This is a genomic window from Desulfolithobacter dissulfuricans, assembly GCF_025998535.1.
GTDB lineage: Bacteria > Desulfobacterota > Desulfobulbia > Desulfobulbales > Desulfobulbaceae > Desulfolithobacter > Desulfolithobacter dissulfuricans.
In genome coordinates this window covers 3511302-3532023 of record NZ_AP024233.1, presented here as the reverse complement: position 1 = coordinate 3532023, position 20722 = coordinate 3511302, and the positions used below count along the sequence as shown (strand labels likewise).

The following is a 20722-nucleotide window of genomic DNA, read 5'->3' as shown; positions in this document are numbered from 1 at the left end:
CCCATTTTCGCTCGCTACGTTTTTCAACAGCCTGTTATGCTGTCGCCTAAACAGAGTCCTCCGCCGGTCCGCCCGTGGCCCGGGATGCGGAGTGGAAAAAAGCGGTTCAGGCGAGAAAGGCCTCCAGTATGGCCTTGTGGATATGCATCTTGTTTTCCGCCTGGTCAAAGGCCACGCTCTGTTCCCCCTCCAGGACCTCTTCGGTGATCTCCTCGCCCCGATGGGCGGGCAGGCAGTGCAGCACTATGGCGTCATCGGCGGCCAGCGCCAGGAGAGTACGGTTGAGCTGGTATGGCTGAAAGACCGCCAGCCGGGCGTCCTGTTCCGCTTCCTGGCCCATGGAGGCCCAGACATCCACGTTGATCACATCGGCATCGCGGACCGCCTCCGCCGGATCACGGACCACGGTGATGGGCTGCGAGGCCCGGGCCGTGGCCGCGGCCAGGATTTCCTGATCCGGCTCATACCCTTCCGGGCAGGCCAGGGTCAGGGAAAAACCGAGCACCGAGGCCGCCTCGATCCAGGAGTTGGCCATGTTGTTGCCATCCCCCACCCAGGCGATCTTCAACTTCTCCGGCTCGCCCTTTTTTTCGATCACCGTCATGATATCGCTCAGGATCTGGCAGGGATGGTGTTTGTCGGTCAGGGCGTTGATCACCGGTACATCGGAATACCTGGCCAGTTCCTCGACCACTTCCTGGCCGAAGGTCCGGACAACGAGACCGTCAACGTAGCGGGCCAGCACTCTGGCCGTGTCCTTGAGGGGCTCGCCCCGTCCGAGCTGGGAATCGGCGGCGGACATGAAGATCACCTGGCCGCCCAGGCCGTACATGGCCGCCTCGAAGGAGACCCTGGTGCGGGTGGAAGGTTTTTCAAAGAGCAGGCAGACGATCTTGCCTGCCAGATGGTCATGGTGTATGCCCCGGGCCGCTTCCTCTTTGAGAACCAGGGCCCGGTCGATGAACGCCCGCAGCCTGGCGGCGTCAAAATCCTTAAGTGCCAACAGATGATTGTTCATGATGTCTTTCCCTTTTACCAGGTCAAGCCCAGCCTGAACCTGCGCTGGCACGGATCACTGCCTGACGCATTTTCTGCTGGGCCGAAAACTACAATTGATACAAAAAAAGGATGATTTTGCAAAGAAATTTCATCGCCAGGGGCAACGAAACCAGCATGGCTGGATCATATTGCGGCACTGTCCAGCCACAACGGGCCATGAAAACCATCCTGGCGACACCGCGCATGGAGGTGATTTTCGAATAAATCTATGCGCAGAGATGGGAAAAGAGGATCTTGATCCCGATCCCGACCAGAATCACCCCGCCCAGGACCTCCACCTTCCGGCCGCAGATCGAGCCGAAACGGGCCCCCAGGAGCACCCCGGCCACGCACCAGGCTGAGGTGACCACACCGATTACCAGGGCGGGAATCCAGATGGTGACCGAGAGCAGGGCCAGGGTCAGCCCCACGGCAAAGGCATCGATGGAGGTGGCAAGCGCCAGCATGACCAGGGTCAGGCCGCGGCTGGGATCGGTGGTTGCGGCCTCGTCCTCGCCGGGCCGCAGGGCTTCCAGGATCATCCGGCCGCCGATGATCAGCAGAAGCCCGAAAGCGATCCAGTGATCCCAGTGGGCGATAAACCGGGCGATGGACAGTCCGGCCAGGTAGCCGCCGATGGGCATCAGTCCCTGGAACAGGCCGAAATGGAACGAAAGTCGGAACAGTTGGCGCCGGGAAACAGGCCGCAGGAGCGCTCCGGCGGCCATGGACACGGCAAAGGCGTCCATGGCCAGGGCCGTGGCCAGGGCCAGGAGCGAGAACCAGCCCATCAGCAACCGTTCAGCACCTCGACCAGGCGGTCGATGAGCAGATCGATGTCTTCGGCCTCAACGATCAGGGGCGGGATAAAACGCAGCACCCGGCCACCGGCAAAGTTGATCAGCACACCGCGGGCAAAGAGCTGGTTGACTATGTCCATGCCCAGATCGCATCCCTTCTCGGTCAGTACCAGCCCCAGCAGCAATCCCCGGCCCCGGACCCCGGTGGCCAGATGCGGAAAGCGGGCGGCGACCTCTTCAAGCCGCTCCATGAAGTAGGCCGAGCGCTCGCGGACCTGGTCCAGAAAACCTGGCGCCAGCATGGTCTTGAGTACGGCCACCGCGCCGGCGGCGGCCACCGGGTTGCCGCCGAAGGTGGAGGCATGGGTGCCCACGCCCAGCGAGGCGGCGATATCATCGGTGGTCAGCATGGCACCGATGGGCAGGCCATTGCCCAGGGCCTTGGCCAGGGTCATGATATCCGGGGTGACCCCGAGTTGCTCATGGGCAAACAGGGTCCCTGTCCGACCCAGTCCGGTCTGGACCTCGTCGAAGATAAGCAGCAGGTTGTGTTTGTCGCAGAGGTTACGGATGGCCTGAAGGTATTCGGGCTCCAGCGGCCGGACCCCGGATTCCCCCTGGAGCGGTTCGCAGAGGATAGCGCAGGTTTTGTCGCTTATCAGCTCCTCCAGGGCTGCGGGATCGCCGAACCCGGCATGGATGAACCCTTCCGGCAGCGGCTCGAAGCCCTGGTGAAATTTCGGCTGGCCGGTGGCCGCCACCGTGGCCAGGGTCCGGCCATGGAAGGAGCCGGACAGGGAGATGATCTCAAAGCGCCCCTCGCCGGCGTGGATTCGGGCCAGCTTGATGGCCGCCTCGTTGGCCTCGGCCCCGGAGTTGGCCATGAACACCCGGTCGGCAAAGGAGTTTTGCGTGAGCAGCTCGGCCAGCTCTATCTGGGGCCGGGTATGAAAGAGGTTGGAGACGTGCATCAGCTCTCCGGCCTGGCGGCAGACCGCCTCGGTCACCGCCGGATGGCAGTGTCCCAGCGAACAGACCGCGATTCCGGCCAGGAAATCCAGATATTCCCTGCCGTCCGCGTCCCAGAGCCGGCAGCCCCTGCCCTTGACCATTGCCGCCGGAAACCGGCTGTATGTACCTACAAACACCTGCTCTCCCCGTTTGATCCATTCCGCGTTGCCTGTCACTGTACTATCTCCGTGCCAATTCCCTCGTGGGTGAACATTTCCAGCAGGATGGCATGTTCCTGCCGGCCATCGACAATATGCGCCTTGGTGACCCCTCCTTCCAGAGCCGCCCGGCAGCAACGTACCTTGGGAATCATCCCGCCCTGGATCACCCCGTCCTCGATGAGCTGCTCCACCGAATCCTTGGCAATGGAGGAGAGCAGCCGGCCGTCCGCGTCCTTGACCCCTTCCACGTCGGTGAGCAGGATCAGCTTGACGGCGTTCAGCCTGGCGGCAATGGCGCCGGCCACCAGGTCGGCGTTGATGTTGTAGGCCTGGCCGTCCTCGCCGACCCCCACCGGCGCGATCACCGGTATGAAATCCTTCTCGTCCAGGGTCCGCAGAACCTCGGGATTGACCCGGGTCACCTCGCCCACCCGGCCAAGATCGATGAGTTCGGGCGGGGCGTTTTCCACCTCGGGCCTGGAGAGCAGGGTCATCTTCCGGGCCTGCACCAGATCGCCGTCCCGGCCCGAAAGCCCTACGGCCCGGCCACCGCAGTGATTGATCAGGCCGACAATCTCCTTGTTCACCTTACCCACCAGGACCATCTCCACCACATCCATGGTTTCGCCATCGGTCACCCGCATGCCCTGGATGTAGCTTGGCTTGATCCGCATCTTTTCCAGGAAACGGTTGATCTGCGGGCCACCGCCGTGGACGATCACCGGGTTGAGACCGATGTACTTCATCAGGATCACATCCAGGGCGAAGTTCTTTTTCAATTCCTCGTCGACCATTGCGTGGCCGCCATACTTGATGACCACGGTCTTCTGGTTGAACTCACGGATATAGGGCAGGGCCTCGATAAGGACCTTGGCCCGGGCAAGGGACTGCTGCATACCTGAACTCCAAGACAGAAAGGATCGTATTGCCGTGCACTGCACAGCCATTTCGCACAAACACTTTTTGTTTTCTTTAGTACAAAATAGTACAAACAAACCATACTAACCCCGCCACAAGGGCCTGTAAACAATTGTCTGCCAACACCGGGCAACCGGGAGAAAGTGGAAGCTCTTTACATTTTCCCAGCCAGCAGGTACTATTCCCTGGATGCTTGCAAAAAACAAACCGGCCCCACGGCCGTTCTCTTTTTTCCTGGAGCGCAATCATGTTGACGTTGCCACGGCCTGCGCAAAAACTCCTGCAGGCCATAGTCATCAGCTGTTTTACCCTGGGCATGGCGACCACTCTTCCGGCGGCAAAGCCACCGGCACCAGAGCCCATCCACGTGGAGGCGGACCGCATGGTCTCCCAGGAAAAGGACAGTTCCGTGGTCTTCATGGGGAACGTGGAGGCGCGCCAGGGCGACCTGGTTATCCGGGCCGACGAGATGACCGTCTTCTACACCCCGGGCAAGGACCGGGAGAACCCCGGTTCGAGCCAGGTACACAGGCTGGTCTGCCGGGGTAACGTGGAAATCACCAGGGACGACTGGCTCGGCACCGGCAGACGGATGGATTACCTTGCCGATGAACGCAAGGTGGTGCTCACCGGCGACGCCAAAGCCTGGCAGGGCCGGAACATGGTGGCAGGCAAGACCATCACCTATTATCTCGACGAGGGCCGTTCCATCGTCGAGCAGGACAAGACAAAGACCGGCGGCCGGGTCAAAGCGGTCATCCACCCGGAAGCAACCAAGAAAAAGAAGAAGAAAACACCCTGATGGGCGTAGCAATCCTTGAAACCAGGGGACTGGTCAAGCAGTACCGCGACCGGAGGGTGGTGGACCGGGTGAACCTGCAGGTCCGAAGTTCCTCGATCGTGGGCCTGCTCGGACCCAACGGGGCCGGCAAGACAACCACCTTCTACTCCCTGGTCGGCTTTATCCGTCCCACCGAAGGTGCCATCTTCCTGGACAGCGAGGAGATAACCCATCTTCCCATCCACCAGCGGGCCCGGCGCGGGATCACCTACCTGGCCCAGGAACCATCGGTGTTCAGGAAACTGACGGTAGAGGAAAACGTCCGCATCGTGCTCGAGGCCCTGGGATTGCCGCCCCACGAGGTCTCCGGCCGGATCAACGAACTGCTGGCCGAGCTGAAGATCGAGTATCTCAGGGACAACAAGGGCCATGCCCTGTCCGGCGGGGAACGGCGCCGGGTGGAAATCATGCGGGCCCTGGCCACCAGGCCGCGCTTCATCCTCCTGGACGAGCCCTTTGCCGGGGTAGATCCGCTCTCGGTGGCCGATCTGCAGCAGATCATCCGCGGCCTCAAGGAAAAGGGCCTCGGGGTGTTGATTTCAGACCACAATGTCCGCGAGACCCTCCAGGTCTGTGATTTTGCCTATATCATGAATGCCGGTCAGATTCTGACCAGCGGAGTGGCGGAGGATATCATTGAAAGTGAAGTGGCCAGGAAGATGTATCTCGGCGAACATTTCCGCATGTAGCAACCTCAGGAAACGAAGACGATAAACGGTTAACCATGGTACTCGAGCTCAGACAGCAACTCAAACTCGCCCAGAAACTGGTCATGACGCCCCAGTTGCGCCAGGCCATCAAGCTGCTGCAGCTCAACCGCATGGAACTGACCGATGCTCTGCAGGCGGAAATTGAACAGAACCCGCTGCTGGAAGAGGCCCTGGACGTTGAGGAGAAGGTACAGAACCCCGAGGCCCTTTCGGCCGAGGAGGTCAAGGAGGTGCCCGAGTCCGTGGTCACCGAACAGGTGGCCGGTGACAATCCGGCCACGGTGGCGGAGATCAACTGGGAAGACTATGCCAACAACTTCGATACCGCTGATTTTTCCTTTGCCCGCGAAACCCCGCCGGCCGATGCCCCGTCCCAGTTCGACTTCATCTCCGCCAAGCCAGGCCTGGAGGCCCATCTGCAGTGGCAGCTCACCCACCTGGATCTGACGGAAAAGGACATGGAGATCGCCCAGTTCATCATCGGCAGTCTCAACCACCACGGCTTCCTGGAAGCCGACATCGAGGACATCTGCCGCTACGCCCACTGCGACGAGGAAACCGCCCAGGGCGTTCTCAACCTGATCCAGCACCTGGACCCGCCGGGTGTCGCGGCCCGCGACATCAGGGAATCGCTTCTTCTGCAGCTGGAATACGAGGATTACGAGGAGGACGACCTGCCCTGCGTCATTGTCCGGGACCACCTCAACCTGCTCCAGACCAGGAATTATTCCGTCCTGGCCAGAAAGGTGGGCCAGCCGGTGCGCAAGGTCGAGGCCGCCGTCAAGGTCATCACCCGCCTGACCCCCTACCCGGGCAATGAATTCGCTAATGACCAGACCAACTACGTGGTCCCGGACGTCTATGTCTACAAGATCGACGACGAATTTGTCATCCAGCTCAACGACGAGGGACTGCCCCACCTGCAGCTCTCGGCCGAATACCAGAAACTGCTGGCCGAGAAAAAAGCGCTCAATGCCGAGTCTCGCGGCTACCTGCGCGAAAAGAAACGAAATGCCGAATGGTTCATCAAGTCCATCCAGCAGCGCCAGCGGACCATCTACAAGGTCATGGAGAGCCTGCTGCGTTTCCAGCGGGACTTTTTCGAAAAAGGACCGGGCCATCTCAAGCCGCTTATCCTTCGGGATGTGGCCGAGGATATCGGCATGCACGAATCCACGGTCAGCCGGGTGACGTCCAACAAGTACGCCCATACCCCCCAGGGCATCTATGAACTGAAGTATTTCTTTTCCACGGCCGTGTCCACCACCAACGGCGACACCGTGGCCGCCGAGTCGATCAAGAACCGGATCCGGCAGCTCATCCAGAACGAGGATCCGGCCAAACCGCTCAGCGACAACAAGATTTCCCAGCTCCTGGCCGAGGAGGGAATCAAAGTTGCCCGCCGAACCGTGGCCAAATACCGTGATCAGCTCAAAATCCTGCCGGTCAAGCACCGGCGCAAGGCGCGTACCGGCTGAGAGGAGGATCCATGCTGGAGATACAGGAACAATGCGTGCTCCTCGACCTTGAGGCCACCAGCAAGGAAGGAGTGCTCCGGGAGCTGACCGCTGCCGTGCAGGAGTGGTGCCCCGGTGTCGATCAGGCAACCCTGCTGGATATTCTGCTGGAGCGGGAACATGTGGGATCCACGGGCGTGGGTAACGGGGTGGCCATTCCCCATGGCAAGGTACCGGACCTGGACGACATCCTGCTCTGCTTCGGCAGCAGCCGCAGTGGTATCAGCTTCGATGCGGTGGACAACCAGCCGGTCTACCTCTTTGTGATGATTCTGTCGCCGGAAACCATGGCCGAGGAGTATCTGCGGACCCTGGGCCAGGTCAGCAGGCTGCTGAAAAACCCGGAGACCCGCAGCCGACTCATGCGGGCCGAGGACTGCCGGGCCATACAACAGATCTTCTCGCAGGACTTGCGGGAACGCTGAAAGGAGTCCGACCGGCCTCAGCCGGAGAGGATGTCAATGGCGGGCAGCGGCTCGCTGAAGTAGAATCCCTGCAGGTAGTCAATGCCCATTTCCCGGGCGACCCTGGCTGTCTTCTCGTCAAAGACAAATTCCGCCACTGTCTGAATTCTGATCTCCCTGGCCACCATGACAATGGTCTGGGCTATGGTCGCCGAAACCTCGTCTTCACATATCCTTCGGATAATGGAACCGTCGATCTTGAGGAAATCCACGTGCAGATTGAGGAGCCGCTCGTAATTGGAATAGCCGGTGCCGAAATCATCAATGGCGATTCGGCTGCCGAACCGCTTGACTTCATGGATAAACTCCTTGATCTGTTCGAAATTCTCCATTCCTTCGGTTTCCAGGATCTCAAAGATCACCCGCCTGGCAAGCGGCGTATCGAGCAGTTTTTCCCGGATATACTCCACCACCGAGATGTCCATGATGTCTTCACTGGACAGGTTGATGGAAAAATCAAACTCGTTGCGGGCAAAGACATTGGCCGCATGATCGATGACCGCCCGGGTAATCTTGGGATAGATACGGGCCTTCTTGGCGATATCGAGGAAGAAATAGGGTGACACCACGGTCCCGTCGCGCTCTATGAGCCGGACAAGACATTCGTACTTGCTGATTTTGCAGGTACGGGCTTCGACGATACCTTGGTAATAGGGCACGATCCTGCCCTCATGCAGGGCTTCCTGCAGTTTGCGGCCCCATGAATAGTTCTTGGCCAGCTCCTTCTTGATATCACCGCTCTCCTCGATGATCTCGACGAAACTCCGCTTGCGCTTGGCCTGCTTGAGGGCGATATCGGCCTCGATGAGCGGATTCTTCTGCCGATAGGCTATACCGCAGGTGACCTGGACCGTGATCTCGTGGCCATCGACCGAAAAAGGCTGGCCACTGACCGCCTCCATGATCCGGTAGCAAAGCTGCTCCAGATCTTCGGGCCGGCAATAGCCCTGGTGGAGAATGGCCAGCTGATCCCCATAGAACCGGTACATAACCAGATCGGGATGCTTCTCCACCACCTGGCCGACCCGGGCAGCCAGTTCCCTGACCACCTTGTCTCCCACTTCAATTCCGTAAAAATCATTGATATCGCTGAAGTCATGGATATCGACCATGAGCAGGGACGGCCGGTCCATCATGGACACATCCTGAATCAGGTTATGGCGATTGGGCAGGCCGGTGAGGCTGTCAATGGTCAGCAGCCGCTGCAGTTGCTGCCGTTTCTCGATCAGTTCGTTGACATTGACCCGGGCGCCGATATATTCGACGATATTGCCGTTCACGTCGAAAATCGGGCAGATAGTGGCGGAATTCCAGCTGGTGGAGCCGTCCTTGCACCGGTTGGGAAACACACCCCTCCACACCCGGCCGCTCTGGATGGTCTTCCACATGTCGGCAAAGACCTTCTTCGGTACATCGGGATGCCGGAGAATGGAATGGGGTTTGCCAAGCAGCTCCTCGCGGCTGTAGCCGGTCGTCTCGCACAACTTGTCGTTGACATAGGTGATATTGCCTTCAAGGTCGCTTTTCGAAACAATGGCGCTTTCATCGAGAACCTTCCTGTACTCCTCAAGAAGATTGACCTTGTCCCTGAGCTCAGCGGTCTTCCTGTCCACTTCCTCCTGGAGGGCGCTGGTATACTCCTTGTCCCTGCGGCGGATCTGGCACAGGAGAATGGCAGCCGCGCCCATGGCCAGCAGGCCAAGCAGCAGGGTCGAACCGGCGGCCTGCAGGAAAAATCCCCGGACCAGCTCGTCCCGGGCCTTATGGCGCATGATGGTAATGGCGGTGATGCCGAGCAGATCTCCTTGCCTGTAGTTGAAACCGGCGGTGTATTTCTGCCCGACAACAGCCGGAGCATCCTCTTTTCTGCCGTGACACGGCATGCACATGGCCTTTGCCCGGAGCGGAGCCGCGTAAAAAAACACGCCATCATCCCCCTCGTCCTCCCTGGCATCAGCCGGCCCAGGAAGGGTTTTGTACAGCTCGTCGGCCTCTGGATTACGGCGAAAATAATCGATGGCCTCAAGTTCATATCCCTTGGCCATGTTGGCCGGGTTGCGGGGATGGTCACTGACCATGGACACGCTTATCTCGTGCCCGGTCCACTGGTTGAACTTTTCGGAGATATGCCGGGTGCCGATCGCCGGGACAAACGGCAGTACCTGGTCATCCAGCGGCAGTTTGGAGTCGAGAACGATCTTTTGATAGGTCTCCTGGTAGGCAAGGAGCAGATCACGTAAGCCCCGGGCGCTGTCCAGATGAATTTCTTCTTCCAGCATGCTGATGTGGCGATACTCGGCGTAGATCTTGGCCGCCAGGAAGACACAGACAACAAGGGCAAGGATCAGAAAGAGATTGACGGGTTTGCGGTGGTTGCTCTCCATACCCGAAGCATAGCACCTCGAAAGAGAAAATCAAGAACCAAGCCGTCCCGGATTAGTTGTCCGACAACATTTTTCTCGGGTAAAGAACGGCTGGACATCGAGAGAAGATCCCTCAAATCCATTGCTCCAGCAGGTAAAATGGGGAGATAGATTTTTCCGCCACCCGTTGGACCGTCCGGTACCAGGACGTTGACCCTTGAAAGAGAAAGGCCGCCCGGCATTATTTCACCGGGCGGCCGCAAACATCAGCTGCGGATCATTTCCGCGATCTGGAAGGCCATCTCCAGGGACTGCTCCGCATTGAGACGCGGATCACAGGTGGTGAGATAGTTCTCGCCCAGCTGGTCATCCAGGAGCTGGCGGGCACCACCGGTGCACTCGGTGACATCGTCACCGGTCAGCTCGAAATGGACCCCGCCGGGAACCGTGCCCTCGGCCCAGTGGAGCTCGAAGAAACAGCGCAGCTCGGAGAGGATATCGTCAAAACTCCGGGTCTTATGGCCCGACCTGGTTTTGCGGATGTTGGCGTGCATGGGATCGCAGCTCCAAACCACATTGATCCCCTCCTTCTTGATGGCCCGCAGGAGCGGCGGCAGATACTTTTCGATCTCCCTGGCACCGAAACGGGTGATAAGTGTCATGCGCCCGGGCTCGTTGTCCGGATTGAGCTTTTCGATGATGGCCAGGATCTCGTCGATATCATGCCTGGGTCCGACCTTCATGCCGACGGGATTGAGGACCCCGCGGAGAAACTCGATGTGGGCCCCGTCGATCTGCCTGGTCCGGTCGCCGATCCACAGCATGTGGGCAGAGCAGTCGTACCAGCCGCCGGTGGTGGAGTCTTCCCTGGTAAGGGCCTCCTCGTAGCCCAGCAGCAGGGCCTCGTGGGAGGTGAAAAACTGGGCCTGGCGAAACTGCGGGGTGTCGGTGGGGATACCGATGGTCTGCATGAAGTTGATGGCCTGGCTGATCTGTTTGGCCAGCCGCTCGTAGGAACGGCCCATGGGCGACTGTTTGACAAACTCCTGGTTCCAGGCCTGGACCCTGTGCAGGGCGGCGAAACCTCCCCGGGTAAAAGCCCGCAGCAGATTCAGTGTCGAGGCGGCCAGGTAGTAGCCCTTGAGCATGTTTTCCGGGTTGGGAATCCGGGCCTCGGGGGTCGGCTCCACCGAGTTGACCATGTCACCCCGGTAGGAGGGGATCTCCATGCCGTTGACCATCTCGGTGTCGCTGGAGCGCGGCTTGGCATACTGCCCGGCGATACGCCCCACCTTGACCACCGGCTTGCCGCCGGCATAGGTCAGAATAACGGCCATCTGCAGAAGCACCTTCAAGGTCTCGCGGATATTGGGCGCCGTACAGCGGGCAAACTCTTCGGAACAGTCGCCCCCCTGGAGCAGAAACGCCTCACCGGCCGAGGCCTTGGCCAACTGCAGCTTCAGATCGCGGATCTCGCCGGCAAAGACCAGCGGCGGCAGGTTGGAGATGGTCTGCAGCACCTCGTCCACCTTGGCCTCGTCGGGCCAGTTGGGCTGCTGCAGGGCGGTGAAGTTGCGCCAGCTTGATTTAGTCCAGTCAGTTTTCTCTGTCATTTCACGTACTCTTTATTGTCAACGTTGTTTTGTTTGAATGAGTGTCGAGGTTTTCGATACATCCGTTTAGCAACTCGCTTAGAACCACGAAGGACACGAAGGGCACGAACAGCTTTTTTCTTCGTGCCCTTCGTGTTCATCGTAACACTGTTTCATTGTCGCCGGAAGGTAGCCGCTCATTTCCCGGCCTGCGGTGTCGGACAGGACATGCCCCGGCAGCAGACCTGCAGGTCAAAGGCATTGAGGATCCGCTCTTCCTTTTCCCGCCGCTTCGGATCGGTAAAGGGTTCAAAAAGCAGCTCCGGCAGCATGGCCAGCAATTGATCCCGGGTCGGAATCCCTTCCATGCCCCTGGCCAGCACACCACCGGTGGCCGTGTCCAGGAGCTCGGCATCGCGACCGTTTGTCACCACCGCCAGCGGTATCCGGCAGGCCGGCTCCAGCAGCCGGGCCGCCGCCACGGCAGAGCGTTCCCGGGTGACCAGGGAGCCCGGTCCATAGCGCAGAATCATGACCCTTTTCCCGTCAAGCCGAATCGTCAGATCAATGGTCGATTTGACATAGGTCTTGTTAAAGACCGTCTCCAGACACAACCGTGGCTCCAGCTCGCCTGGTTCATAGCCCTTTTCCTCGACCATGAACCGGGCCAGCTGCTGCCGGAACCGTTCATCATCGGTATCGGTCAACTCCTCCCCGGTCAGATAATCGGTAAGGGTCCCATATACAAGATGATGGCCGGGAATATCGTTCATGGCCAGGAAATCAGGTAAAGGGATACCATCTCCCCAAGAGAGCCGGCATCCCCTTTTGTCAAGCGCTGGCGATATCTGCCTGCAAAAAGCAAGTTACAGCTCAAGCCACGACTCGGAGAACACGGTCTGGCCGGACAGGGCCTTGTAGGTCTTGTAATGCTCAAGGGCTGTACCCTCCAGGGTGGACGGATCCGGATCGTTACCGTCCATCATGCCATGGACCAGGTCCACCAGTTCCTGACGCTCTCCGCGGCAGATGGCCATCAGCTCCTCGTCATAGGAGTTGACAATGGCGGTGGTGATACCATACTTCATCAGCATGATCAGGTAGGTCCGGTCCAGGTACTTGCGCAGATGCTCGGCCACACCGTTGGATACATTGGAGAGTCCGACCGTGGATCCGGCACCCGGGGCAATGTCGGGAAGCATCATCATGAACTCGAGCCCGGAGGCGATCTGGTCAGCACCCAGGGTAATGGGCGTGCCGATGGGATCAAAGAGGATCTTCTCATTGGGGATACCGGCCTCGTTGAGGGCCATCATCAGGTCCACAGCCATGGCGGCGCGCTCGTTGGAATCGCGGGGCATGCCATCGGGTCCCCAGAGCAGGGCAATGACGTCGCAACCGGCCTCGGCGGCCACCGGAATCAGGGCCTCCATCCGCTCGGGCTGGACCGAGATGGAGTTCATGATGGCCTGGGTCTTGTTCTTGACCACCTTGAAACCTGCAGCCATGGCATCGGTATTGGTGGTGTCGAGGCAGAGCGGCGTATCGACTGCTTCCTGGACCGTCTCCACCACCCACGGCATCAGATCGGTGCCGTCCTTGCGGGCCGGTCCGATATTGAGGTCAAGATAGCTGGCACCGGCATCGGTCTCCTCCCTGGCCATCTCCTGAATGGGGCCGGGATTACGTTCCTTCATGGCTCCACCGCTTCTCTTGCCCATGATATTGATACTTTCTGCAATAGCCTTAACCGTCATTGCCATTTGTTTTCTCCTTTGTTAGAATCATTACATGTATACTATCCAATGGATGCTCTGTCTCGGCAGGTATTTGGAACGTGATAATTTATCGTATTTTAGCGCAGTTGTCAATTGTCAAATTCCAGGACCTCCCCACACCGTGCCCCTTCCCGTCACGCTGATGCGCTGGCACACCGCCACCTGAATTCATGCCTGTCTTTCGGCCTATCTCTCTGATTTTCCTCTGCCTGATTCTGACCACCGGTTGCCAGGACCGCAGACCGGTTCCGCTGGAGCCACTGATAGAATCCCTGCCTGAACATTTTTCCCGTTCCGGCGGCAACCACCCGCCGGGCTCTCCCTGGTGGACGGATTTCAAAAGCCCGGAGCTTGCCCGTTTCATCCAGGCCGGACTGGCCGAAAATCTCGACCTCCAGGGTGCCTGGGCCCGGCTGAACCAGGCAAAAGCCCTTGCCAAAGCTGCACAATCACCCCTGTATCCCGAACTGCAGGCGTCGGCAGGCGCGGCCCGGAACCAGGGAAGGGATCAGACCGGAGACACCTGGACTTCGGATTCTTTTTCCCTGGGACTTACCGCAGGATATGAAGTTGATCTGTGGGGACGGGTACGGGCCGACGTGGCCCGGGGCCGGCTGGACATCCAGGCCGGCCGGGCCGAGATGGATGCCATGGCCCTCAGCCTGAGCGGCCGGATCGGTGAGCTGTGGATTGACCTGCTTGCAGTGCTGCAGCAGGAGGAGCTTTTTGAAAGACAGCTGAATGTCAACCGGCAGCTGCTCGAGGCAACCAGACTGCGCTTTGCCGCGGGTCAGGCATCGGCCCGGGATATCTTCCTGCAGAGCCGGAACATCAGATCCGTTGCCGGAGCACAGATCGCCCTGCAAGGCAGAAAAGAACTCCTCCAAAGTCAACTGGCCCTGCTCATGGGGCAACCGCCCGGCAACAAACCGGAGCTTGAACAGAAACAGTTTCCTGATACCCCGCCCATCCCGGATCCAGGCCTCCCGGCTGATCTTCTTTCCCGGCGTCCCGACGTGCGAGCGGCAGCGTTGCGTCTGCAAAGTGCGTCCTTAAGTAATGTTGCCGCCAGGGCCGAGCGGTTGCCGCAGCTGCGACTCAACACCTCCCTGAACCTGAATTCCCAGGCCATTCATGCCCTGCTTGACTCCTGGCTCCTCAACCTGGCGGCCGACCTTACGGCCCCCCTCTTTGATGGTTCCCGGCGCCAGGCCGAAGTGGAGAGAACCAGAGCCTTGATCGATGAACAGCTTGCCGCCTACCGGGGCACCGTGCTGAAGGCAATCCGGGAAGTGGAAGATGCGCTGAGCAGGGAACATGAGCTCAACCAGACCGTGCTGAACCTTGAAGCACAGATACAACTCTCGGATATGACCGGCAAAGAAACTGTCTGGCGCTATCTCAACGGCCGGGAAGATGTGCTGTCCGTGCTGCGGGCGCAGACAGACACCCTCAACCTGAGCCGTGAGCTGATCAAGGTCCGGGCCGACCTGCTCAAAACACGCATCACCCTGTACAAAGCCCTGGGCGGCACATGGACAGACAGCCTGAACGATAGGACCGGCCGTAATTGATCAGCTGGAGACGTCCGTTGCTGCGCATGGACCAGAAAGTTTCGTCCGGCAAATCGCAGGTCATTTCGGCCGTGGTCGCCAGAGCAATACCAGCGAATTGATGGTTATCCAGAGGAACAGGCTGAACCAGACGATAAATCGCCATCTGCCATCAAATACGGCGACCCGGACCGCCAACCGGTCACCGAAGGTAAGCTTTTGTTCCGTTGGCCAGTTCGGCAGCCAGCACCAGGGTGATGCCGAGTGTGATGAGCACCCAGATCATTGCTGGTCGTGCTGGCGCAAACACGGCAACGGCCACAACTCCCCGCGGGCGAAAAAACGGCCGCCCATCAAATACCTGCCTATCACCGGCTCTACCAGGGGTAACCGGCAGCTGCGTCGTCCCTTCCTGCCATTTTTCAGTGCTTCGATAAACAGATCGGCAGCGGCATCGACATCGGGCAGGATATGATGCAGCAATCCCCACTGGATGCCATCATATCCCCTGGCTATACCCACGAGTATCTGACTCCCGGCCATTCGATACGATGTCTGCCAGAGCCGGATAGTGGCGACAACCTTGCTGTTTCCGCGCTGTATGGGTCTTTCCAGGGCAAAATCATTGATGCGCCCGTTCCAAAAGGCCGGCGCCAGCGGCGCGGTGGCACAATCCATGCCCTGTTTTACCAGCCGTATCATGTTTTCCAGGTTGACTTTGTCGGCGGCGTACCAGCCGGCCTCCCGCAGGCTGGACAACAGCGCTTCGGAATCTCTTGCCAATATAGCGAAGGCAAGATACCAGATCGCCGCGGCAACGCCCAGTCCGAGCGCCAACCAGCGCCTTCCAGGTTCGGTCCGGTACTGCCAGTCAAGCCGACCTCTGGCAGTCAGCCATTCGCTCAGGCTGATCCCGATAATCAGCCATAGCGTCCCGACCAGATAGCCGGACCAGACGTCACTCAGATAGTGCACACCCAGAACGATGCGGCTCAGGCCGATCAACAGAATCGGGATGCAGGTCAGAAAAAACAGATTGACCCGGATCTTCCACTGCTTGGCGGAACGGATCAACAGATAACCCAGGAAGCCGTAAAAGGCTACCGCCATAGTGGCGTGACCGCTGGGAAAAAAATAGGACGATTCGAGCAGGACGGCCTCATCCGGTCGCGGCCGATGAAAGGCGAGCTTGCCAGGCACGCAGGATGCCGAGGCTCCCAGGCTGGATGTCAACAGTGGGGATCAGCCATTGGCGACGCAAAAGCCAGAGTATCACGCAGGTAACCACCAGCAATGGTCCGACGACCAGTGGAACGCCGAGATCGGTGATCCAGATGAACGAACGGAATGAGACTCCGAGGCGTAGCGGTGTCGGCCAGGCGGAGGCGCACATGTGGTACGCCTGCATTGGCCGCACCCGCTACAACGCAGTATATCGAACTTTTTGCGACGCCATCATGTATGGTATAGTGGAAAAAACCAATAGGAAAATAAAAAATCGGGAACAGCGATGACCGATACATCCGTTAACAGCACAGAGCCGGTTGCGCCGGATACCCCGACGCCCAGGCGCCATATCCTCCAGAAAATTCTGGCGTTTTGCGTTATCATCGGCCTGCTTACCGCCGGTTTTATGGCATCCAGATACATTCTTCACTCCCGGCCTGCCATAAAGCGGGAACTTCCCGGCAAAATGCAGCTTCCTGTACAGGTACGACCCCTGTACAGGATGGATGCGCAGCCGCTTATCCAGGCCATGGGCACGGTCATTCCTGCCAGGGAACTGGCAGTGATGCCCCAGGTCACTGGTATTGTCCAGGCTGTGCATCCCAACCTGGTACCGGGCGGCAGGGTTCAGGCCGGCGATATTCTCGTGACCCTTGATGACCGCGATTACCAGCTGACCCTGGAACGGAGCACCCATAACCTGGAAAAGGTTCGCATGGACCTGCGCCTGGAAGAAGGGAGCCAGGCGGTTGCCAGACGGGAATTCGAACTTATCCGGGAATACGATTCTCCTGCCTTGACCAAGGCACCCGCGGATCTGGCCCTCCGCAAACCGCAGCTCAACAAGGCCCGGGCTGCCCTGGCCGCGGCCGAGACCGAGGTGGCCCGGGCCCGGCTGGACCTGGAGCGGACCCGGATCAGGGCGCCGTTCAACTCCGTGGTCCGGGAACGAAATGTGACCGTGGGCAGTTTGGTCTCACCCCAGACCACCGTGGCCATCCTGGCTGCCACCGATGCATTCTGGGTCAGGCTGGCAGTGCCGCATTCGGCACTTGAGGCCATCGATCTACCTGATGGCAACGAACCCGGCGCACCTGTAGAATTACGGGATGCCACCGACCCCGATGGACCGCCAATTCCTGGACGCATCCTCAGGCTACTGGGCGACATTGATCCGGCAGGAATCATGGCCAGACTGGTGGTGGAAGTTGCCGCCCCCCTGCAACGCACCCCGCCCCTGCTGCTCGAACAACCGGTCAAGGCGTCGATCACCGGCAGGATCCTGAAAAACTGTTTCCGCCTGCCCAGAACCGCTGTCCGCCTCGACAACACGGTACTGCTCGCCGACCCGGACGACCGGCTCATCATCCGCCATCTCGAACCGGTCTGGAAGGATGCAGACTGGATTTATGTACAGGATGGCCTGAACGAGGGTGATCGGTTGATTGTTTCGCCGGTGGCCGCCCCTGTGGCCGGCATGCCTCTTTCCATTATCCCGGAGAAACCCGCTCCCCGTACCAATGGCTGATACCACCCGCAACAGAGGCCCCATTGGCTGGATGGCAGAAAACCCTGTGGCCGCCAACTGCCTCATGCTGTTTTTTCTGTTGGGCGGACTTTTCTGGGGGACGAAAATCAAGCAGGAAGTCTTTCCCGAGTTCACCATTCCCGAGGTGATCATCCAGGTGGCCTACCCCGGGGCCAGTCCGGAAGAGGTGGAGCAGGGCATCATCCTCCCGGTGGAAGAGGCCATCGGAGGAGTGGAAGGCATAGCCGAGATGCGCAGCTCAGCCATGGAAGGCATGGGCACTGTGCGGGTGGAAGCCCTGCTTGATGCCGATGTGCAGCAGCTGGCCCTTGATATTAAAAACGAAATTGACCGGATCACCTCGTTTCCCGAAGAAGCCGAAGAGCCGCAGGTCACCGTGCCCCTGCGCCGCCGCTCGGTCATCACCGTGGTGTTGTATGGTAACCTGGACCACGGGGTATTACGGGAAACCGCGGAAATGGTGCAGGACCAGCTCCTCCAGGACCCGGCCATCTCACAGACAGAGATCACCGGTTCCCGGCCTCTGGAAATAAGCATTGATATCAGCCAGGATACCCTCCGGGCTTACGGCCTGACCCTGGAGGATATCGGTACAAGGATCCGCCGGACCTCGCTTGATTTCCCCGGCGGAACCATCAAGACCGATGGTGGCCAGATACAGCTCCGGCTCAGGGAGCGGCGGCAGCTCGGGAGGGAATTTGCTTCCATCCCGATCCGCACCGCTGCCGATGGCACCTCGCTGCTCCTTGGCGATATTGCCACCATTCGCGACAGTTTCGAAGATACCGACTCCTGGATGACCTATAATCAGCAGCCGGCCATCGGGGTTGAGGTCTACCGGGCGGAAGATCAGGGGCCCATCGAGATTGCCGATGCGGTCCGGACGCATGTTGCCAGGCTGCAGGCTGTCCTGCCCGAGTCCATCCGTGTAGCCGCGGTGGATGACCGCTCCGAAGTGTACAAGCAGCGGCTGAGACTGCTTCTGAAAAACGGCTATCTCGGTTTGCTGCTGGTCTTTGTCCTCCTGGGGATCTTCCTGGAACCACGCCTGGCCTTCTGGGTCACCATGGGCATTCCGGTTTCCTTTCTCGGCTCGCTTCTGTTTCTGCCGTTTTTTGATGTGTCCATCAACATGGTGTCGCTGTTCGCCTTTATTGTTTCGCTCGGTATCGTGGTCGACGACACCATCATCATCGGCGAAAACGTGTACCGGCTGCGGCAGCAGGGATACTCCACTCTGGAGGCGGCCATGCTTGGCGCCCGTGAGATGGCCGTACCTGTCACCTTTTCCGTGCTCACCAATATCATCACCTTCATGCCGCTCTATTTTATTCCCGGAGTCATGGGCAAGATATTTCGCGCCATTCCGGTGGTGGTTGTGGTGGTCTTTACCATCTCGCTGATCGAGGCCCTCTTTGTCCTGCCGGCTCACCTGGCCCACCCGCATTCCATGCACTGGTCCTTTGCAAACCAAATGGCCCGCTGGCAGCAGCGGTTGAGCAGGACCATTTCCCGGGCCATAACCCGCCGTTTTCCCCCTCTGCTTGCCCTGGCCCTGCGCTACCGCTATGTCAGCGTGGCCGCCGGTATTGTCGTACTGATGTGCACTGCAGCCCTTGTGGGCAGTGGCCGTATGGGCATGACCATGTTTCCCAGGGTGGAGTCAGACAAGGCTTATGTCTCGGTCACTTTACCGGTCGGCGTGCCGGTGGAGCACACCAATGCGGTCCTGCAGCGACTGACCGATGGTGCCCGGACGGTCATGCGCCACAACGGCGGCGACCAGCTTGTCCGCGGAATGCTCTCCCTGGTAGAGGGCAACCGGATCCGGGTCAAGGTGTATCTGCAGCCTCCGGATATCCGTCCGCTCTCTACCAGCGATTTTGTCAAAAAATGGCGCCGGGCCGTAGGACCGCTGGCCGGACTGGAATCCATCCAGTTCAAATCCAATTTCGGCGGACCTGGTTCCGGCGCCGCGCTGACCGTGGAACTGCAGCACCGGGACACCAGGGCGCTGGAACAGGCGGGAAGGGAACTGGCACTCGCGCTGGCCACCTATCCCATGGTGAGTGATATAGACGATGGCTTCCAGACGGGCCGGGAGCAGTTTGATTTCCGGCTGCGGCCGGTGGCCTGGCGCCTGGGACTGACCCCGGACCTGGTGGCCCGGCAGATCCGCGCGGCCTACTGGGGGGTTGAGGTGACCCGCCAACTCCGGGGCCAGAATGAACTCAAGATCATGGTCCGCCTCAGCGAGATGGAACGTGGATCGCTCCACTCGCTGGAGCAGCTTATCCTGCGGACACCCTCCGGCGCTGAAGTGCCGCTCTTTGAAGTAGTTTCATTCACCCCCGGCCGCGGTTATACGGAAATCCAGCGCCGTGATGGCCGCCGGACCATACAGGTCACCGCTGATGTCACCCCGGTATCCCGGGCCGATCAGATCAGTGCAGCCCTGAAGGCGGATATCCTGCCCGGACTGATCCAGCGCTATCCCGGGCTGGCCTACAGCTTTGAGGGCAAACAGGCCGACCAGAAAAAATCCATGGGAGCCCTGGGTCAGGGCATGGTGGTGGCCCTTATCCTGGTATACGTCCTGCTGGCCGTGGTCTTTGGCAGCTATGTGCAGCCGGCCATCATCATGAGCGCCATACCCTTTGGCATTGTCGGCGCCGTGGCCGGCCACCTGCTCATGGGCTACAGCCTCTCCATTGTCTCCTTTTTCGGGGTAGTAGCCCTCTCCGGGGTGGTGGTCAACGATTCCCTGGTCCTCATCGACCTGACCAACCGCAAAATCCGCCAGGGACAGACTGCCTACGCCGCGGTTATCAATGCGGCGGTCTCTCGTTTCCGTCCCATTCTCCTCACCACCCTGACCACCTTTTTCGGTCTCCTGCCCATGATCTTCGAGACCTCTCGCCAGGCCCGCTTCCTCATCCCCATGGCCATCTCCCTGGGGTTCGGCATCCTGTTCGCCACCGCCATCACCCTGGTGCTGGTGCCCTCGCTGTTCCTCATCCTTGAAGATGTGAAGGAAATTTTCAGGCAGAACACCTGAGTCTTACCGGCGGTGCCAGGTCCCGGTGACGGGTCTTGGACAAAAAGGATTGTGATTACCACTGAAATTCAGCCACCGATACCTAGAGGTGTCGGCCTCACTTGTTTCACGGGTGTCTGTGGCCTGGATGGCCACAGTCAAG

Annotated in this window: 16 protein-coding genes; 7 read left to right on the top strand and 9 right to left on the bottom strand. The window is 59.6% G+C overall.

Annotated elements, in window-relative coordinates; genetic code table 11:
• Positions 1-106: 106 nt before the first annotated feature.
• The 4 genes from argF to argB form a co-directional block, all read right to left on the bottom strand.
• Positions 107-1018, bottom strand: coding sequence for an ornithine carbamoyltransferase (gene argF, locus GF1_RS15815; protein ID WP_267927519.1), 912 nt, complete (start codon positions 1016-1018; stop codon positions 107-109).
• 247 nt (positions 1019-1265) lie between these two features.
• Entirely contained in the window at positions 1266-1829 is a 564-nt protein-coding gene (locus tag GF1_RS15810) for a manganese efflux pump MntP (protein ID WP_267927518.1), read from the bottom strand.
• Positions 1829-2986, bottom strand: a complete 1158-nt coding sequence (locus GF1_RS15805; protein ID WP_267927517.1) for an aspartate aminotransferase family protein — start codon at positions 2984-2986, stop codon at positions 1829-1831. The genes GF1_RS15810 and GF1_RS15805 overlap by 1 nt, the downstream gene beginning before the upstream one ends.
• A 35-nt stretch (positions 2987-3021) precedes the next feature.
• Entirely contained in the window at positions 3022-3906 is an 885-nt protein-coding gene (gene argB, locus GF1_RS15800) for an acetylglutamate kinase (RefSeq protein WP_267927516.1), read from the bottom strand.
• Between the two features lie 269 nt (positions 3907-4175).
• Here argB and lptA point away from each other — a divergent pair, with 269 nt between their 5' ends.
• The 4 genes from lptA to GF1_RS15780 are packed head-to-tail and all read left to right on the top strand — an operon-like array spanning position 4176 to position 7421.
• Positions 4176-4730: a lipopolysaccharide transport periplasmic protein LptA gene (lptA, locus tag GF1_RS15795; RefSeq protein WP_267927515.1), complete on the top strand. Its 555-nt coding sequence runs from the start codon at positions 4176-4178 to the stop codon at positions 4728-4730.
• On the top strand, positions 4730-5458 hold the full coding sequence (gene lptB, locus GF1_RS15790) for an LPS export ABC transporter ATP-binding protein (protein WP_267927514.1): 729 nt from the start codon (positions 4730-4732) through the stop codon (positions 5456-5458). Before lptA ends, lptB begins: the two co-directional genes overlap by 1 nt.
• A 35-nt stretch (positions 5459-5493) precedes the next feature.
• Entirely contained in the window at positions 5494-6957 is a 1464-nt protein-coding gene (rpoN, locus tag GF1_RS15785; RefSeq protein ID WP_267927513.1) for an RNA polymerase factor sigma-54, read from the top strand.
• An 11-nt stretch (positions 6958-6968) separates the two neighbouring features.
• The gene (locus GF1_RS15780) at positions 6969-7421 is read left to right on the top strand and encodes a PTS sugar transporter subunit IIA (RefSeq protein ID WP_267927512.1); all 453 of its coding nucleotides are present in this window, start codon (positions 6969-6971) and stop codon (positions 7419-7421) included.
• A gap of 17 nt (positions 7422-7438) precedes the next feature.
• Here GF1_RS15780 and GF1_RS15775 read toward each other — a convergent pair whose 3' ends face one another.
• The 4 genes from GF1_RS15775 to GF1_RS15760 form a co-directional block, all read right to left on the bottom strand.
• The gene (locus GF1_RS15775) at positions 7439-9844 is read right to left on the bottom strand and encodes an EAL domain-containing protein (RefSeq protein ID WP_267927511.1); all 2406 of its coding nucleotides are present in this window, start codon (positions 9842-9844) and stop codon (positions 7439-7441) included.
• Between the two features lie 245 nt (positions 9845-10089).
• Positions 10090-11436 carry a class II 3-deoxy-7-phosphoheptulonate synthase gene (locus GF1_RS15770; protein WP_267927510.1) on the bottom strand — a complete coding sequence of 449 codons (1347 nt, stop codon included), beginning with the start codon at positions 11434-11436 and terminating at the stop codon, positions 10090-10092.
• A gap of 176 nt (positions 11437-11612) precedes the next feature.
• Positions 11613-12188, bottom strand: a complete 576-nt coding sequence (locus tag GF1_RS15765; protein WP_267927509.1) for a type I restriction enzyme HsdR N-terminal domain-containing protein — start codon at positions 12186-12188, stop codon at positions 11613-11615.
• 93 nt (positions 12189-12281) lie between these two features.
• On the bottom strand, positions 12282-13178 hold the full coding sequence (locus tag GF1_RS15760) for a dihydropteroate synthase (protein WP_267927508.1): 897 nt from the start codon (positions 13176-13178) through the stop codon (positions 12282-12284).
• 185 nt (positions 13179-13363) lie between these two features.
• Between GF1_RS15760 and GF1_RS15755 the strand changes: the two genes are divergently transcribed.
• Positions 13364-14767, top strand: a complete 1404-nt coding sequence (locus tag GF1_RS15755) for an efflux transporter outer membrane subunit (protein ID WP_267927507.1) — start codon at positions 13364-13366, stop codon at positions 14765-14767.
• A 261-nt stretch (positions 14768-15028) separates the two neighbouring features.
• Here GF1_RS15755 and GF1_RS15750 read toward each other — a convergent pair whose 3' ends face one another.
• Entirely contained in the window at positions 15029-15946 is a 918-nt protein-coding gene (locus tag GF1_RS15750; RefSeq protein WP_267927506.1) for an LssY C-terminal domain-containing protein, read from the bottom strand.
• Between the two features lie 310 nt (positions 15947-16256).
• On the opposite strand from GF1_RS15750, the gene GF1_RS15745 reads away from it, so the two are divergent.
• Together GF1_RS15745 and GF1_RS15740 are read left to right on the top strand one after the other, a co-directional pair.
• Positions 16257-17501 carry an efflux RND transporter periplasmic adaptor subunit gene (locus GF1_RS15745; RefSeq protein WP_267927505.1) on the top strand — a complete coding sequence of 415 codons (1245 nt, stop codon included), beginning with the start codon at positions 16257-16259 and terminating at the stop codon, positions 17499-17501.
• Positions 17494-20580, top strand: coding sequence for an efflux RND transporter permease subunit (locus GF1_RS15740; RefSeq protein WP_267927504.1), 3087 nt, complete (start codon positions 17494-17496; stop codon positions 20578-20580). Before GF1_RS15745 ends, GF1_RS15740 begins: the two co-directional genes overlap by 8 nt.
• Positions 20581-20722 lie beyond the last annotated feature (142 nt).

What these genes read in the sequence shown, in the direction of transcription:
- argF (WP_267927519.1), bottom strand. Translation starts at nt 1,018, where the DNA reads ATGAACAATCATCTGTTGGCACTTAAGGATTTTGACGCCGCCAGGCTG.
- GF1_RS15810 (WP_267927518.1), bottom strand. Translation starts at nt 1,829, where the DNA reads ATGGGCTGGTTCTCGCTCCTGGCCCTGGCCACGGCCCTGGCCATGGAC.
- argB (WP_267927516.1), bottom strand. Translation starts at nt 3,906, where the DNA reads ATGCAGCAGTCCCTTGCCCGGGCCAAGGTCCTTATCGAGGCCCTGCCC.
- lptA (WP_267927515.1), top strand. Translation starts at nt 4,176, where the DNA reads ATGTTGACGTTGCCACGGCCTGCGCAAAAACTCCTGCAGGCCATAGTC.
- lptB (WP_267927514.1), top strand. Translation starts at nt 4,730, where the DNA reads ATGGGCGTAGCAATCCTTGAAACCAGGGGACTGGTCAAGCAGTACCGC.
- rpoN (WP_267927513.1), top strand. Translation starts at nt 5,494, where the DNA reads ATGGTACTCGAGCTCAGACAGCAACTCAAACTCGCCCAGAAACTGGTC.
- GF1_RS15780 (WP_267927512.1), top strand. Translation starts at nt 6,969, where the DNA reads ATGCTGGAGATACAGGAACAATGCGTGCTCCTCGACCTTGAGGCCACC.
- GF1_RS15775 (WP_267927511.1), bottom strand. Translation starts at nt 9,844, where the DNA reads ATGGAGAGCAACCACCGCAAACCCGTCAATCTCTTTCTGATCCTTGCC.
- GF1_RS15770 (WP_267927510.1), bottom strand. Translation starts at nt 11,436, where the DNA reads ATGACAGAGAAAACTGACTGGACTAAATCAAGCTGGCGCAACTTCACC.
- GF1_RS15765 (WP_267927509.1), bottom strand. Translation starts at nt 12,188, where the DNA reads ATGAACGATATTCCCGGCCATCATCTTGTATATGGGACCCTTACCGAT.
- GF1_RS15760 (WP_267927508.1), bottom strand. Translation starts at nt 13,178, where the DNA reads ATGGCAATGACGGTTAAGGCTATTGCAGAAAGTATCAATATCATGGGC.
- GF1_RS15755 (WP_267927507.1), top strand. Translation starts at nt 13,364, where the DNA reads ATGCCTGTCTTTCGGCCTATCTCTCTGATTTTCCTCTGCCTGATTCTG.
- GF1_RS15745 (WP_267927505.1), top strand. Translation starts at nt 16,257, where the DNA reads ATGACCGATACATCCGTTAACAGCACAGAGCCGGTTGCGCCGGATACC.
- GF1_RS15740 (WP_267927504.1), top strand. Translation starts at nt 17,494, where the DNA reads ATGGCTGATACCACCCGCAACAGAGGCCCCATTGGCTGGATGGCAGAA.